This is a genomic window from Aeromonas sp. ASNIH4, assembly GCF_002934425.1.
Lineage (GTDB): Bacteria > Pseudomonadota > Gammaproteobacteria > Enterobacterales > Aeromonadaceae > Aeromonas > Aeromonas hydrophila.
On the sequence record NZ_CP026217.1, the window covers coordinates 652,439 to 668,293 of the forward strand.

General features: G+C 54.3%; 13 protein-coding genes and 2 tRNA genes. 3 read left to right on the forward strand and 12 right to left on the reverse strand.

Annotated elements, in window-relative coordinates; translation table 11 throughout:
• Window positions 1-33 precede the first annotated feature (33 nt).
• Together C2U40_RS03025 and C2U40_RS03030 are read right to left on the reverse strand one after the other, a co-directional pair.
• Window positions 34-109, reverse strand: a tRNA-Asn gene (locus tag C2U40_RS03025).
• Window positions 110-113: 4 nt separating this feature from the next.
• A tRNA-Phe gene (locus C2U40_RS03030) sits at window positions 114-189 on the reverse strand.
• Window positions 190-908: 719 nt separating this feature from the next.
• Between C2U40_RS03030 and C2U40_RS03035 the strand changes: the two genes are divergently transcribed.
• Window positions 909-2,063, forward strand: a complete 1,155-nt coding sequence (locus tag C2U40_RS03035; RefSeq protein ID WP_158656424.1) for a tyrosine-type recombinase/integrase — start codon at window positions 909-911, stop codon at window positions 2,061-2,063.
• 467 nt (window positions 2,064-2,530) lie between these two features.
• Window positions 2,531-4,426 (forward strand): DUF927 domain-containing protein, encoded by a 1,896-nt coding sequence (locus tag C2U40_RS03040; RefSeq protein ID WP_158656425.1) that lies wholly within the window; start codon window positions 2,531-2,533, stop codon window positions 4,424-4,426.
• A 328-nt stretch (window positions 4,427-4,754) separates the two neighbouring features.
• On the opposite strand, the gene C2U40_RS03045 is transcribed toward C2U40_RS03040, so the two are convergent.
• The 7 genes from C2U40_RS03045 to C2U40_RS03075 form a co-directional block, all read right to left on the reverse strand.
• Window positions 4,755-4,934: a hypothetical protein gene (locus C2U40_RS03045; protein ID WP_029304370.1), complete on the reverse strand. Its 180-nt coding sequence runs from the start codon at window positions 4,932-4,934 to the stop codon at window positions 4,755-4,757.
• A 126-nt stretch (window positions 4,935-5,060) separates the two neighbouring features.
• Entirely contained in the window at window positions 5,061-5,954 is an 894-nt protein-coding gene (locus tag C2U40_RS03050; RefSeq protein WP_103828197.1) for a helix-turn-helix transcriptional regulator, read from the reverse strand.
• Window positions 5,955-6,238: 284 nt separating this feature from the next.
• On the reverse strand, window positions 6,239-7,480 hold the full coding sequence (locus C2U40_RS03055) for a tyrosine-type recombinase/integrase (RefSeq protein ID WP_103259623.1): 1,242 nt from the start codon (window positions 7,478-7,480) through the stop codon (window positions 6,239-6,241).
• Window positions 7,481-7,970: 490 nt separating this feature from the next.
• The gene (locus C2U40_RS03060; protein WP_103828198.1) at window positions 7,971-8,423 is read right to left on the reverse strand and encodes a DUF2787 family protein; all 453 of its coding nucleotides are present in this window, start codon (window positions 8,421-8,423) and stop codon (window positions 7,971-7,973) included.
• On the reverse strand, window positions 8,420-9,046 hold the full coding sequence (locus tag C2U40_RS03065; RefSeq protein ID WP_103828199.1) for a hypothetical protein: 627 nt from the start codon (window positions 9,044-9,046) through the stop codon (window positions 8,420-8,422). Before C2U40_RS03065 ends, C2U40_RS03060 begins: the two co-directional genes overlap by 4 nt.
• A gap of 22 nt (window positions 9,047-9,068) precedes the next feature.
• Entirely contained in the window at window positions 9,069-9,371 is a 303-nt protein-coding gene (locus C2U40_RS03070) for a YkvA family protein (RefSeq protein ID WP_052497052.1), read from the reverse strand.
• Window positions 9,368-9,916: a hypothetical protein gene (locus C2U40_RS03075; RefSeq protein ID WP_043850297.1), complete on the reverse strand. Its 549-nt coding sequence runs from the start codon at window positions 9,914-9,916 to the stop codon at window positions 9,368-9,370. The genes C2U40_RS03070 and C2U40_RS03075 overlap by 4 nt, the downstream gene beginning before the upstream one ends.
• 244 nt (window positions 9,917-10,160) lie before the next feature.
• Here C2U40_RS03075 and C2U40_RS03080 point away from each other — a divergent pair, with 244 nt between their 5' ends.
• Window positions 10,161-10,553: a hypothetical protein gene (locus C2U40_RS03080; RefSeq protein WP_103259628.1), complete on the forward strand. Its 393-nt coding sequence runs from the start codon at window positions 10,161-10,163 to the stop codon at window positions 10,551-10,553.
• A 410-nt stretch (window positions 10,554-10,963) separates the two neighbouring features.
• On the opposite strand, the gene C2U40_RS03090 is transcribed toward C2U40_RS03080, so the two are convergent.
• From C2U40_RS03090 to C2U40_RS03095, 3 genes are all read right to left on the reverse strand, one after another.
• Window positions 10,964-12,583, reverse strand: a complete 1,620-nt coding sequence (locus C2U40_RS03090) for a diguanylate cyclase (protein ID WP_158656426.1) — start codon at window positions 12,581-12,583, stop codon at window positions 10,964-10,966.
• 4 nt (window positions 12,584-12,587) lie between these two features.
• Window positions 12,588-12,908, reverse strand: a complete 321-nt coding sequence (locus C2U40_RS25990; protein WP_158656427.1) for a hypothetical protein — start codon at window positions 12,906-12,908, stop codon at window positions 12,588-12,590.
• Between the two features lie 645 nt (window positions 12,909-13,553).
• A complete protein-coding gene (locus tag C2U40_RS03095) occupies window positions 13,554-15,767 on the reverse strand; it encodes an immune inhibitor A domain-containing protein (protein ID WP_233768817.1) in 2,214 nt (737 codons plus the stop codon).
• Window positions 15,768-15,855: the final 88 nt, after the last annotated feature.

Sequence of the window (15,855 nt, forward strand, 5' to 3'; positions counted from 1 at the left end):
AAAAGCCCGCTCGATGAGCGGGCTTTTAAAATTTGGCTCCTCCTACTGGACTTGAACCAGTGACATACGGATTAACAGTCCGCCGTTCTACCGACTGAACTAAGGAGGAATTGTGGTGCCCAGAGACGGAATCGAACCGCCGACACGGGGATTTTCAATCCCCTGCTCTACCGACTGAGCTATCTGGGCAACGGCGCGCATTAAACCCTTTCTGGACTGGGGTGTCAACCTTGCAGCCCCAGTTTCTGGCATGTTTTTGCATAGGGTGAACCAAGTGGCGAGATACTGTGCAAGGAGTCCCTGACTCTAGACCGGGATCCGGTTGTCGGCAGGTTCTGCTATCGAGGTTTTTTCCCTTTATAGAATTGCCTTTTCGCTCTCTCACCCATTCGGTTCCTCCAACAAGTGAGCCCATTTTCTGTCAAAAAACGGATGAACTAACCTGCATGTTTTTTGTGCGCTGCAAAGTTACCAGAAATTGACCAGACAGGGTTTGCTGTGTCGCTGCCTCTGTACCTCCGGTCGTCAGCTCCTCAGCGTCCCTGTGAAGAAGAGAATTGATGGTGTTTCGGCGGGGGAACTCAAATTTATCGTGATCAAAGTCACAAAATAGAATCTTGGTCACACCTTACAAAAGGACTCAATTGACAATCCTTTTTCGGGGTGGCAAATCACGATCCCCCCAGCAAATCAGGCGAGTTTGCTATGAGATGCAAAAGTCGCTCTCCAGAAGGCGATCTGATGTTCGCCTCAGAATCGGCTTAAATGACTGCCTTTAGAATCCTCAACCAAGAAAAATTCATTAAATATCAATATCATGGGTGCATTTGAAGCTATTGTGATTTGAGGGGGGATATGCAAAATGCCCATAACCGTCAATCCCGGCGGTTATGGTTAGAGAGGTAGTTGTGAGCAGCGAAGTGTCAACGCCAACTGCTAAAAGTAGGCAGGAGTCGTGTGGAGAACACGTCTCCAAACAAAAAGAGGTAAAAGACGAGTACGTACCTAGGCTCATATGGATTACTTATAAATCTGGTACCAAGGTCGGCTACTTCGATACGCACAGAAAAAAGCATCGTCGGAAAAGGATTGCGAGCACCAGTGAGGCTAGCCTCAAAGTGATACGCGACAAAGCACGTAAACTGTTGGCGGAGTTCATCATTGATCCAGATGGATTCGAGCAAACCTATTACGCTAGTTTATCGGTAGAGCGCTTCATTTATGATGATTACCTACCCGCAGTGCAGGAAACTCATCTTTCTATCAGGACTATTAAGTCCCGTATAAAGCCAATCGTGGCAGCTTTTGGGCACAAGCCACTGAACCGCGTCACCCGTGATGACATCGAGCGCTTTCAAGCGGAGCAAGCTAAAACCAAATCGGTTGCTACGGTGAATCGCTACGTCGCTCAGATCAAAGCCATAGCGACCTTCGCAGTGGAGCGCGGCATACTCAAATCGTCTCCCGCAGCAGGTATACCCGCCAAATACGAGCCTGTTCTGCCTCCCAAGGGCTTACCCGATGAGGCAGTCAATAAGCTGGTCGCTCGCTTGATGGAAGACATTGACGAAGAAAAGGCTCGTCTGTTGCTCTTCCTGTTTGCAACTGGCTCCCGTATGGGAGAAGCAAGAGCTCTAAAGCTGCAAGATTGTGATCTCAATCGACAAATAGCGTACCTACCTACCAGTAAGTCTGGTCGGGAAAGGCTAATACCGCTTAATCAATTCGCGCTGGAGTTAATTCGACTTCAACTCCAGCGCCATGGCACGACTGGTCTGCTGTTTCGAGGCCAGGACTGTGTCTCTCCAATTTCAGAACCACGTCGGTATTGGTACCGAGTCTGCAATGATTGTGGGCTATCGGGGGTACGCATCCACGATAGTCGCCACTCAGTCGCGACCTCACTGCTGAACAAGGGCTGTTCGCTCGATGTACTGCAGAAGGTCTTGGGCCACAGCTCGCCTAGAATGACCGAACGCTATGCCAGATTTTATGACGCGACTTTGGTCAAGGCCGTCGACGCACTTCACACCGTCTGGGACCTCCCTAACCTCACCTGCTAACCAACTTTAGGAGATGGGGGAGGGAGACTCCCCCATTGAGAATTATGCATGAACCATTAAAAAATAGTGATGGCACTCTAAAACGTTTTCTCCGTCATCCACCCAATCAGGTACGTAGACCGACGCGTCCTAGCCAGGAGGCATCTGCGCCAGAATCGCTCCCTACGGTCGCTCTTGAATCGCAGCCGCTACTGTTGGAAAACACGAGCCTTGACGCGTCCCATGATGAAACTCATCGAGCGAATATTGCCCCCGATGCTGTGAGCCCATTGTCCGAACAGCACGAATGCTGTCAGCCACACCCTGATAGTGAGACTCAATATGAGCTTCTCGTTCGGCGTGAACTTCTTATGCTGGATCGATGTTTAGCAGAATACACGTTGTACAAGGAGGGGCGTTGCTCGATTGCCCCTGATGGGACTGTGTGTGACCCAGATGGCGTGGTGCTTTCCAGATCTGAGCCGGAGATGAAAAAACCGGTTCATTCGAACCTCATTTCTGATGGCTTTGCGATGTTCCCGTGGGGGAAATTGGCTAGCGATCATGGCAAGCCAAAAACGATACTCGGTAAGCCATTGCTGCCGGTATCAATACTCCGAGCTGACAGTGCAGCCGTTAGTGGCATTCGTTTCATGTATCTGGATGAGCGAAAGCAATGCCAGCGCATCGACCTATTCTTCGATAGGGTGATTCATGAATACAAAGCAGTGAAGGCCGAGCTATACCAAGCTGGGATTGAATGCCCTGGGGCACGGGAAGATGGGCTGCTGTCATACATGCACGCCAGCATCAGTATCCAAGGTCTTTGCGTGGTACGTCTGCATCAACAAGCAGGGTTTGATAGTGAAGATCTCTGCTATCTCTGGCCTGGTCAGTCAATTTACAAAGCTGGCTATAGTGGTCCTCAGCACGAACTGGTGTCTGCTCTTGGTGAGCATGACGCTATCCACTCGAATGGAACGTTGCTGGAGTGGAAAGAGAACGTCGCGCTTCCTGTCAAAGAGTCACCAACTATGCTCGTTGCAATCATGGTATCTCTAGCCAATGTATTCATGACGTTATCGAATATTGGGACCATGATTTGTCACTTTTTTGGTGCAAGTTCTTGTGGCAAAACGACCCTTCTACAAGTGGCGCAAAGCGTGTCGGGCGTTGCATCCGATCCTAGTGGTGGACCGGCAACGGCCATTGTGAAATGGGATGCAACGTTGGTTGGGCTTATCGCCAAGTTTCAGCAACGGACTGGTATTGGTATCTGTCTGGATGAGGTAGGTTCGTTGTCTAGCCGCGATCTACTTCAGTTCGTCTATGCGGCGACCGGGGGGCAGTCCAGACTGCGTAGTAACATTAATGGGACATGCAATCAGAGCCCATTAAGTTCTGTGGTTTGCGGTCTTTCTTCGGGGGAAGAGTCCATGAAGGAGAAGCTTGAGCGGAGCAAGGAGGGCACCAAGGGAGGGATTTTTGTCAGAGTGATGGATATTGAGATGATGGCGGAGGATGTCGCGCTGGCGGATGAAAGCCTTGAGCTGACTCGTCGCCGGGTGAATGGCTTAAAAGCCGCAGCCTCTCAGTACTACGGTACGGCGATGCCTGCATATATTCAGGCTCTGTTGAATATGCCAGACATCGATACCCCTGCTGATTTAGCGGTTATCTTTGCTGCTAAGCGTGAAGAGTGCCAAGAGTGGCTGATGAGTCGCTCGGGATTAGAAACCCCTCCGCCTCTTGCTGATCGTGGTGCTGGTTGCTTCGCAAACGTCATGGCAGCGGGGCGATTGGCCGTTGAGCTAGGTATTCTGCCGTTTGATGTGGCGTATGCAGATAATGCAGTTTTGGTATGCTTCCGACGGTGGCTCATGTCGATGGAAGGCATCATGGATGATGTCACCAGAGGAGCATTGCAGTTTATGGGTAAGGTGGCCAAGAACCAACATAAACTGCATCAAGGACGGATCGCTCTCGTGACAAAAGAGTTCTGGGGGTTCACCGAAAACGGTAGATGTTACATTCGCAAGGCCGACTTTGATGATCTAGTGGTAACCAACCGCGTAAAGGTCGTTAAGTGGTTGTATGAAAACAACTATATTGAACGATATGCAAAAGATCGCTATGTCAAAAACTTCACCATAGGCGATGCGGATGTTCCTTGCTATTCGTTCGACTTGAATAAGTTGTTTAGTGGTGATTCGCATTCCTCGCAGCCCTCAAACGATGGTGGAGTGTGTGAGACGGAGTCATCAGCAGCATCCGAACCTCCTGCTCCGAGTTTCACCCGTAGCGCTACGAGCGAGACGGGGTGCGTGATGGTTAAGTCATCACCAGACATGTCAGAGATATCGGTGGAAGTCGAAAAATTCTAAAAAATGAAAGGGGGCCAGTGCGAACTGGCCCCTTTGCTTTATGGGATTCGGTGGTAAAAGCAGGCAGCAAGGGGAGGCTCGTTTTAGCAGGCAGAGAAGGCCAAGATGATCTTGTTGCGGGGGTTTGGAGGGCGGTGCAGCCAAAACGGCTCATTGGGTCGCTAAACCGCGATACAGGTGCCTCGCCATGCGGAGATTACAGCCTGTGCTGTCGAACGGTCCAAAAAAAGAGGCCAGTAGAACTGGCCGCTTTGTCGTTACGAGCGTTTCGTGGCAGATATCGCTCACAGGAGTCAACTAATGACCAACCAACATGTACGCGTTGACGTTATCGATACACTTCATATCCGGCAGGAACGCGGTCTTCATTATCGACTTCTTCTCGGGATTCACCGATCACCCGGTTCACCCGATCCCAGAAAGCCTGGCCATCCGTTTCGGTCAGGCCGTATTCCTGCTTCACCTCGCGCTTTGCGGTGGACTCTTTCATCTGGATCATTTTACTCATGCATCACTCCTTGGATTGCTACTGCTTGATGGTTGACGACAATGTGAAACAGCGGCGACAGGTGGTGTCGCGGCATGTCAGGCGCTGTCGCCAGATGTATAAACTGCGATCTTTGTCACACATGGGTCAGGGCGGAGCATGACTCATTAGGGCCAATAAACGGCGTAAATCATAAACGATTTGCTCATGGATAAATCCGGGTGAGATCACGGTGAGCTCAGGCATCCAAGACTTGATGACAGGCAGAATTTGGTTGGCATCGAGCACACGACTGCTCAATAACAGCGCACCGTCATCCAGGGTTTTGACAATCTCTTGCTCAGGCAGCAACGGGCGGTGCTGAAAGTTGATGGCGATGGCGGCACTGGCCTTGAGGAGCACCTCGATCATGCCGGAGCGCCAGAGCGTCGGGTCGGTATCGATCTGTCGTTGAATGTACGCGTCACGGGTGAAGGTCTGTTGCGATAGCTCAACCAGTGTGATGTTGCTCAACGGATAGGCTTGCAACCGCCCCTCGCTGACGCCGACCAAGTGCCAGGTGCCCTTGTAGTTGACGAGCTGATAGGGGCTAAACAGCTGCTTGCGCTGGTCTTTGGTGATGAGCCAGCATTGCAGATGGTGGGTCAGTGCCTGCTCTAATACCGGTATCTGGTGGACTAGTAAGTCGGCTGATTGACCATCGAACCCCTTGATAGCGAAGAGACTGGGGTTGCCTCTGTCCAGCAGTTGACCCAGACGATGTTCACTGGCGCGGGGGAACAGGTCGGTGATACCAAGCTGTTCGGCCAGCTTTCGCAGTTTTTTGTCGTTCTTGTGATTGAGAAACTCAGGCTCCAGCCAGTATTGCTGGTTGCGATGCTCTATCGGTAGATAACTGAGGCGTTGATTGAAATCCCGCTGCAGGGTGCGCACGGTGACGTTGTACTCGGTGGCCAGATCACTCAGGTGCAGCTTCTCACCGCTGTACAGGCGGGTGAGGAGCATACCGAGGCGCTGAGCAATCTTGTCGTGTTCGTGCATACCATCAAGCAAGGGGAATAACCGTGTCGCGGATTATCCAAACAGGCCGCGACACGGCGTGACGAATTGGATGGCAGGCAGTTTTTCGCAAAACCCATCATCGGCGATGGGCTTTTGTCATCAGGTGAGGGGTTTTGTTATCAACCGGCGAGAAGCGGTTGAGAAGGCTCATAAGCCCCGACAGATTTTGTGTAGCGGTTTGTCGGGACGGTCGCTGAAAACGGATCATTGGGCTGCTAAACAGCGATATCGGTATCTCACCACTGGATGAGATACCGATATACCTAGCTGGCCTGAACCCACTCGCCTTCTTCGGGAAGCGGCAGCGGCTTGGATGGTACAGAACTGGTCAGGGCATCATGGATGCAGTTGGCTATTTTCTGGCTGGTCTGCTGCATCCGTGTGTTATGCAGGTGAGCATAACGCAGTGATGTTTGACTGCTCCGGTGCCCGAGCTGGGATTGCACATCAAACAAGGTGCCGCCGTTGGAGACAATCAGCGCCGCAACCGAATGGCGACAGGTGTGCAAGCAAACCCCCTCCTTATCTATACCGGCTCGCGCCAGCATCCGCTGAAAACCCTTGGTGGGATTTTGCAATGGCTGCCCTTGCCGCTTGCCTGGAAACAGGTAGGGATTTCCCTGTGTTACCGGTAAGTAGTTCAACAGCTCCACCGCCATATGGTTCAGGTGCAACACACGGCTATGGCCGTTCTTGGTGTGGGGAATATATAGGGTCTTGTCCTCCTTGTTGTAGTGCTGCCATTTGGCCCTTGCCAGCTCGGCCCGGCGCAAGCCGGTGAGCAGCAACATCTTGACATACTGACCGGTATAGAAACTCTCATGCTGATCAGCAGCCCGGAACAGGCGGCGGATTTCATCTGGAGTGAAGTAGCGTTCGCGCCGATTGTTCTCTCGCAGCAATGACACCAAGGCGGCGGGATTGTCCTTGATCAGTCCGGCACGGGCTGCCCAGGTCATGATGGCCTTGAGCAATGCTAATACTCGATTGCAGGTGGCCGGGGTGAGGCGTTTGAGCAACATCTGTTGCATGTTCTGGATGCGGGTAACGGTGATCTCTTCCGGGATCAGGTTGCCGAAGATTGGCCGTAGGTGATTACGGAAGCGATGTTCATCCGTCTTCCAACTGCGATTTCGAGATTGCAGATAGGGGAGATAGTCCTCCTGAAACAAATTGCTCAGGGTCTTCTGGTTGCGCTTGTCCTCCTTGGCCTGTTGCGGATCAACGCCTTCTGCGATCTTGCGCTTGTAGTCGAGCGCGAGCTTGCGAGCCGCGCTGACATCCAACGCGGGATAGTGCCCCAGGGCAATGGCCCGCTTGCGCCCGTGTATCTGATAACGCAGCAGGAACTTGCGGCGACCTTCCCCTTTGCCTACCAGACAGCGCAGACCGGTCACGTCAGTATCTGAATACTCCGCCTCGGTGCTGCGAGCGTCATCTGGGTTAGGGGGTAGATCGGCAATTCGCCGGTTGGTAAATTTAAATCGGGTGGGTGTTTCGTTCATGGTTCGCTCCTCAAAATGTGAGCTGATGCAACAGGGCATAAGCCCCCTTCACAGTGGAAAGGAGGTCTAATCCTTGTTCCTGGCTTGGCTGTCGAGGTGGTCGTTGCTCATCGCACCTTGGCTTGCATGGCCCGGCGCGACGACAACGCGCAAACAGTGACGGGTGACATGGCCGCTCCGGTCGATATCCGGTGCGCCCCCGTAAAAACCCGACCGCGCCCCGTGTCTGCCCCGCAAAAATGGGGAGTCACGGGGCTGGTTTTTCCCTTGGAGTGATTGGGCTTCTCCATCTCAACCCCGTGAACCCGCGAAATTTGCGGGAATAGTGGGTGGGATATTGATGTGACCGGGTTGCCCCGTGAATTCAGATTGCGCCCCGAGTCCTCCCCGCACGAACGGGGAGTAACGGGGCCGGTGTTTCCCTTGGAGTGATTGGGCTTTTCCATCTCAACCCCGTGAACCCGTGAATTTTGCGGGAATAACAGGGAGGTTATTCACACGAGAGGGTGAGGGTGTAGACGCCCAGTGACAGGTAACTCAGGAAATTGCTCTCCCATAGCTCATAGAACTCATGCAACTCAAACAACGGCACGATATGAACATGAGCAACCAACCCCTCCTGGCTTGAGAAGTCAAAATCTACCTCCTTGGCCAGCTCTGCATAATCCCCCATGCCGACATAGGAAAAGTCCGTCATATAGACCAGGGACCATAGATTTCCTCGGCGTTGCAGACGGATTTCCACGGGATGAAAACCACCACTCTCCGGGCCATAGCTCGGGTCACGAAAGTTCATCGTCACAGCACGAGCTTGCCGCCATGTGGGCTTGTGGGTGTCCAGCAGCTCAGTCAGACATACCGCGAACTTCAATGAAACTGGCAGGGGCAACCCCTGCCAGTTCAGTGCTATGTCTTGGTTATTGATTGGGTCACGGTGATTCATTCGTGAGCCTCCTCGCTGGTCGCCGTGTCACCGGTTTCGGTTTCAACATCGACCCCGGCCTCATCCATCTTGTCTGACAAACTGGCCTCGTCATTGGCTGTTTCCAAAAACGGGGCCTCATCGCATGGTTCGTTACCCGTGGCACCGTCCGGGGTCTCTTGCCCCTTCTGGCCCTTGGCCTTTCCCTTGCGAGTTGGTTTGTCCATAGACACCGGTTCACCCAACTGAGCTAACCAGTCACTCAGTGACAACCCAATCCGATGGAAGGGGGAGTTAGGCTCGGCAGCAAGCAACAGCTTCTCAGTTCGCAGAACGGCAGCCAGGAAACCGTGGTTGTTGGCACTGCCACGAACAAACAACGCCTTGAGGGCTACCGATTTAAAGGGCGCATCCTTGAGTAAATCCAACAGCGCCAGAATGTCATCCAGGGATATCCAGTGCTTGCTGAACAGGCCTCCGGTGTCGTTGGCGGTAATGCGCAATGCATAACGACCCTCGTCGTTCTTGCCGACCTCGTAGTGCAAGAGACCATTGGCCCGAGAACTCATCTTCGGAGCCTTGGCCGATTTAATAACAGTCCAGACCGGAGCAGCCGCCGCTGCCGGTTGAGTGGCTTTAGTCATGATGATTTTCCTTGTGAATGGATTACTTGAAGAAGTCAGCCGCTTTGCTGCGATGACCTTGATGGATGTGACTACCTAGCGAGGCAATGGCACCGCTGATTACCCCTAAGTCATCGGTGAGACCGACACCGGGTAGAAAGTCCGGTATCGCATCGACCGGGCACAACAGGTAGGCGAGGGCGCTGACCACAATCGTCTTGACCCACATTGGCGTCTGCTCGTCGGTCATCAACAGGTAAAGCAGGACAGCCTGCTCAACCAGTAACTTCATGCCCTTGATATGCTTGAGCTTGGCGAGCAACGAGGAGCGATTGATATCGGTCATGCGGCCCACTCCCCATCCCATTCAGACTCCAGCGCCAGGCTCACCACGCCGTCACTGATATCAACGACCGGACCGGAGTCGCGACCGGTAACGTGCAACAGCTTGAACACTGGATGAGCCTTGTCACTCAACACCGACTGCGAACCGTCCAGAGCAATCCAGCTCTCCGGTAACGGCAACCAGTACACTGCCTGCTCGGCGCTGTCGGTGGTAAAACTGCTGGCCCCCATGTTCCAGACCTCCTCAAACACCCCGGACTCGACATCATGGGTGGCTTGACCGGAGAACGAGGCAATGGACAACACCAATTGCCCTATCTGAGCGGAGGGGAGTTGGTGCAAGGCATAGATATTGGTGTGGTTAAACACGGCGACCAGCACCGGTAAACCGGGCATGGGCAGGGACTCCGGTACATAACGACCGTAGATGCGAATGGCTTTGACCAGTTGATGATGACGCTGCAAAGCCCGAGACAGAGTATCGAGATAATCCTGCGTTGCTGTTTTGCCTTCACCAACCGCATCGAACAATGACAATTCAGACATAGATATATTCTCCTTGGATTGCCCAGACCTGCATGGTCATGGGGGATCAAGGAATTCATATATGTTTGAGAAAGGGGCTTTTACGGCAAGGGGAGGGCTGCAAATCAGGATTACCAGCAAGCGATAGCGGGTAAAAAGTGGTTTTGAAAAAGGCCAGTCAGATAAAGGGGTTTGGCGTTTGAACATACATATAGGGGCAAATTTTCATGCCCTCTAATCCCACCCTGATGAACAAGGAGTCATCATGCATTACCCACATTACTATCATCCCACCATTGACGACTATCAAGCCAATGAGCTAGTGAGTTGTGACTATCGCGAACAATTAGATTTGCGTCGGTTTGACGACAAGATAAACGGCGCATTGATGTTTGTTTTCGGCGAAGATCTTGAACATGTCCACATCGGCCCAGGATTCTACGCGTACAAACTCAATGGACGATTGGCAACGCGCCAGGAGAAGGCCCGGTTAGGACGGTTGATTGTACGGCGGATCCCCGAGCTCATCCCGGCCATTAAGAGCTATCCCCTCAGCGAACCGGAACAGCTGCGACCCTGTCGTAAACTGTTCCAGAGCGTGAAGGCCAAGAAGCGATTGACTGAGATTGAGGCGCTGATTGCAGCACTGTTTAGATGATGTAAACCCCCTAGCCTTGGTTGGCTAGGGGGGTCCGTTCGTGGTTACTCATTAGTTTATCTTGCGTATGGAAAGCGAATGTAGTGGTCTAATCATATCTGACATCACTAAGCAATTACTCAAGTAGGCTACGTAGCATCCAAGCCGTCTTCTCGTGTAATTGGATACGTTGTGTCAACAAGTCAGCGGTCGCTTCATCATTTGTGCGGCCTCAACCAGAGGAAATAAGGACCGAGCTGTTTTAACAACGGCCTCCTGGCCCATAACAAGGTTTGCAATCATCACCATGGCAGCAGGAACTGACATCACTGGATTGTCAGAACATGGAACTCACCTGATTCAGGAGCGCTTGCTGCTCATAATTCAGCGCCACCCTAAGCAATTAGGATGATTGTGCCAATCGTGGCAACTCAGCCTTCAAGATCCGGCGTCGGAAGATAGGGGAAGAATTTTCTGTCCTCGCCCATGATATGCTGAACGATGACGTCGTGGGCTAGGAAGCCAAACAACTCACTGATCGAGAGCTCGTCGTGGTCAAAGCGCTCGGACATTTTAACGACTTTTCCTAGAAGCGCTTGATGGCATCGGCGGTGATGATCGATATCAGGAAAGGGCGTGGTGGCGATGAGTTCGATCTCATCCCTGAAATGACCGGCAATGATCTCCATTGCCCGATCCAGAAGAACCCGGCACTCCGCCTTGGTTTTTCCGTCCACGATGGCTGAAAGCAGAAGGTTTGCTTGATCGAAAAGAGCCTTGTGTTCTTCGTCGAGTCGGGGATGACCACTCTCGGCCATATCATTCCAGAGCAAGCGCACGAACCCTGGCCTCTTGCCGACTTCATCCTCTTGCCGGAGCCGGATCTGCGTCTGGTTTCGTCCGGAATGCTTAGCCTGATATAGTGCCTGATCTGCGAGCTCGACAAGGCTTTCGGGGGTTTCGAGTTCGCTCGCATAGCGGGTTGCGACGCCCAAACTAGCCGTCACATGAGGGGCGGCCGTATTGTCTTCATGGGGAATCTCCAATCTGGTGACAGCATGGCGAATGCGTTCTGCCAGAGCCAGTGCTCCATTGGCGCCCGTTTCGGGCGCGATGACCACGAACTCCTCGCCACCGAACCGGGCCGCGAGATCAGGGGGCCGGTGGACGGAAGCCTTGATCGCCTGGCCGATAGCCCTCAGACACTCGTCCCCTTGGACATGTCCGTAGCGGTCGTTGAAATGCTTGAAGTAGTCCACGTCTAGGATGATCAGGGAGAGCGGCGCCCCGGATCGCTTGAGCCGGAAAAACTCGGTGTTCAAAACCTCGTTGAACCGTCGCCGGTTTGCGAGTCCGGTGAGCGCGTCCGTCGTAGCCGCTAGTCGGAGGGCCTTGTTCGCAGCCTCGTGCATCAAGAGCATGAAACCTATACCGCAAACGATAGTCGCGATGAGGATGGCAACAAAGGTCAGTGATTGGATCAATCCCGGTGTGAAAATGTTCATTCCATGGGCAAATGATGGATGGAGACGGCCAAGGAAACACAGCGCCAGGACGATAAAGATCGCACCTAGCCCTTTCCGTAGCCGCGACGAACACGTGGCGCCGAACAAGCTCAACCCTCCCAGAGCATACAGGCTACTAATCACGAGACTGGAGACGAGAACATACCGTGTTTTGGCGACCGCTTGATCCGGATACAGGAAATCGATGCTCGCAAACAGCAGTGCTCCTGTCACGACGACCGCGATGAGTGGCTCTGTGAGGCGAAAGCGCGAGGGGCTGATCAGTGTGAAGGCGAATATTTCGAGTGCGATTCCGATATAGACGAGGATATTACCGACATGGGCTGATAGCAGCAGCGGAATAATGCCCCGAAAGCTGATAAGCGACATCCCGAGCGCTCTCAGGAACTGGCCGGAGACAAAGAAAGAGAGCGCGCGTTTTGATCCCCCCTCATAGCGATATAGCCACAACAGTGCAACTATCGAGAGGTCGGCCATCGAGCACAGTTTGATTGCAGTTGGTATATCGATGTCAAAGAAGGCCAATTGTCTAGCTCCTCGGATACAACAAGTAAGTGCAAAACCGTCCGCAAGGGGATGGCAGGCATACCAAGAATATAGTCTCATTGTTCTGGCAGGAGGAGTTGCGAGCAAGATCTTGATAACTAGTACCTGTCATATGTCCTTGTCCATCAAAATGGGAAGCGGTTCCATCCTGATGTTCCATTGTTCGCTCAACCGGGGATGCTTCAAAAGGCGCATAAGTAATACTGCCCATACCATATGCATTCGGACACGTTAAGCCAATTAATTGGCCATTACTGTAAAAACTCTGCGTACCAAAACGAGTTGCCATCTTGATAAATGCCATATCATTGGCTCCTTATGCCTACTCTATATCTATGTAAACAGTATGGATTAACGCTAACAAGATTCGGCACATAACTCAATGAGGGCCATGGGGTCCACAGTATCTTCCATGACTGTCCGGGAAGCAGCCCCTCTGCGATAACCGGGATTCGGCTCACGACACAACCAGTATAACGTAGAGTTGGCAGGGAGGGCACGTGTTGTTTGTAAGAAGTGGGAGTCATTTCAGGGGAGGGAGGCGTACTTTGCTATCGGTTGTCAGATGAAGCAGCGGAGCAGGAGGCGGGGATTATTAATCCCGAGCTCGGTGAGCAACCTTGCCAGAGATTGACCAGAGACGCATAACAAAAAGGCCTCGCATTGAAAGCGAAGCCTTGTGGGGTGTGCTATCCAGAGCTGTGGTATGGAAACTGTCATGGGGATTTTCAATCCCCTGCTCTACCGACTGAGCTATCTGGGCAACGGCGCGCATTAAACCCTTTCTGAACGGATGTGTCAACCGCAGGGCGCAGATAGTCGGACTGTTCGCTCGACAAGTGAGCAATCAGGGTGTTTGTTGGGCGGTTTGGCCCGTTTTCATCCTGGGCGGCAGGTCAGCAGATAAAAAAGGGGGCCTGAGGCCCCCTGGTCACAACTGTGGTACTCCTCAGTGGCGGCTGACGATGATCCGCCCGGTGCTCATGTCCCGGGCCTGGCCGGTGACGCTGATCTTGAGCCCGTATTCTGGCAGCAGGCGACCGGCATCCGGGATCTCCTTGCTCTGGTAGCTGCGGGAATCCTTGAACACCCGGTTCGGGGTGATCCAGAAGTCGCGCAGCAGGGAGCCGCTCGGGTGCTTGAGGTTGAGCGGCTGCTGGAAGCCCAGGCTGAAGGTGGCGTCGTGGATCTGGTAGCGGGTGCCGGCCACGGCGCCATCGCTCCACTTGAGGGTGCGCTGATCCGCATCCACCACCCCGAGGAAGCCCTCACCCGGGTGGACACCCACCCAGTTGTTGGCCTGGCTGTTGTCCACGTACCAGAGCAGCATGCCCGGCTCGTAGCGCATCAGCTGGTCGGCCACGTTGATGTGGGCCAGCCCCTTGTCCACCCCGGCGTGGTTGCGCCACTCGGCCAGGTAGTAGTGATCCTTGGCCTCGTTGCCGTTGCTCTTCACAAAGCCGGCCAGGGTGAAGGCAGAGCTGCCCTCGGCCCCGTCGCTCAGCAGGGTGTCGCCATCGGCGAGGATCTGCAGCTCGTCCACGAACAACCCGTTTTCGGCCACGCCGCCATCGCTCTGGTATTGCAGGGTGAGGGTGACCTGCTGACCAGCCCAGGGGGTGAGATCGAACTCGGCATCGGTCCAGCCGTTGGAGTTGCCGGTGATGCCGATCCCGAAGCCCACCCCGTTGGGATCGTCGCTGGTGGTCAGGTTGCCTGCGATGGGCTGGCCATTGACCAGCACCCGGGCGTAGTCGTACCCCTCTTCAATCTGATACCAGGCCTTGAAGCCGAGGCTGGCGCTCTGTTTGCCGCTCAGATCCAGCTTGAGGCTCATGCGGTTGTCGAGGTTGTTGCCCTTGCCGCTGTGGTATTGGTACTGGCCGGCGTAGGGCGGGTTGAGCGGGATCTGCTTGGCCGGCAGGTTGATGCGCACCACGTCGTCGTTGCGCCCCTTGTCGTTGGCCTGATCCAGCATGTAGACGTTGCCGCGGGGGCTGAGATCGGCGAGCTGCACGTTGCTGCCGTGCAGCCAGTTGCCGCCGAGGGAGGCCTGCAGGAACTCCTTGGCCCAGGCGGAGAACCCGGTTGGCTCGGTGCCGCCGATGACCCCGGCCCAGGAGCCGGAGGACATGATGGACCAGGTCGCCACCGGTTCACCCTTGCCGGTGTACTTGGTGTCGTACTCGTCCGGCAGCCCCAGGTCATGGCCATATTCGTGGGCACAGACCCCGGCCGCCGCATCGATGGGCTGGATGGTGTAGTCGTAGGCGGCAAACTGGCCGCCGAAGTTCTGGCTCGGGCTGCTGGTGCCGGGGATGGGGTAGGGGGCACCCAGGTTCCAGCGATGGGCCCAGATGGCGTCTTCGCCGAGATCGCCGCCACCGGCCTCCTCGCCGACGCTGGAGTGGAAGATCATCAGGTGGTCGATGAGCCCGTCCGGCTCGTTGCGGTTGCCGTTGCCGTTGAGATCGTAGCGATCCTCCTGGTCAAACTGCGCCAGATCGATGGCAGGGTCGTTCGCCACCTGGATCAGCGCCTCTTTCACCAGTTCCCGGATGGTGTTCGGGGTGGCATTGGCGCCGTAGTAGGCAGCGTTCTTGTCGGCGGTATACCAGCCCGCCACCTGACCGCGCACGCTGTAGCTCTGGCCGGACTGCTGCTCGTAGAACTGGCGCATGGAGATGAACCGCTCGCCGTTCGGGCCGGCATAGCCCTTGGACGAGAACAGCAGATCGTTGTAGTGCGCCGGGGTGTAATCCGGGTAGTACATCTTGGTGAGCTCGGGGCGCACGCTGTTCTTCGGGTAATCGGGGAAGTCCACCAGGATGGCGAGGATCTTGTCCTTGCGCATCTGGCCCTGGTAGTGCTCCCGCTCGATGGCCTTGAGCAGCAGGGTGGGTACCCGATCGCCGGGACGGGCGGTGCCGTTGAGGCGGATCTTCTTGAGGATGGTTTCGCGCACCTTGCCCTCTTTCACCGCCAGAGTGCCGCTGTTGCCCTGATAGGCTCGCGATTTCTCGCGATAGTAGCTGGCGAGGGCCGCCTGCTCCTGCTCGGGGGAGGCCAGGGTGGGGATGCGGCCGCTTTTTTTAAGCATCTCCAGCACCTTCACCTCGTCGGCCAAGGGGGCATCGAACGGACCGTGGACCGGGGCGGCCATGGCCTGGTTTCCAATCATAAGGGTTGAGCCGACAAGCAGGCTCATTATTGTTTTTTTAGGCATTATCTATGTGCTCCTTCACATGATA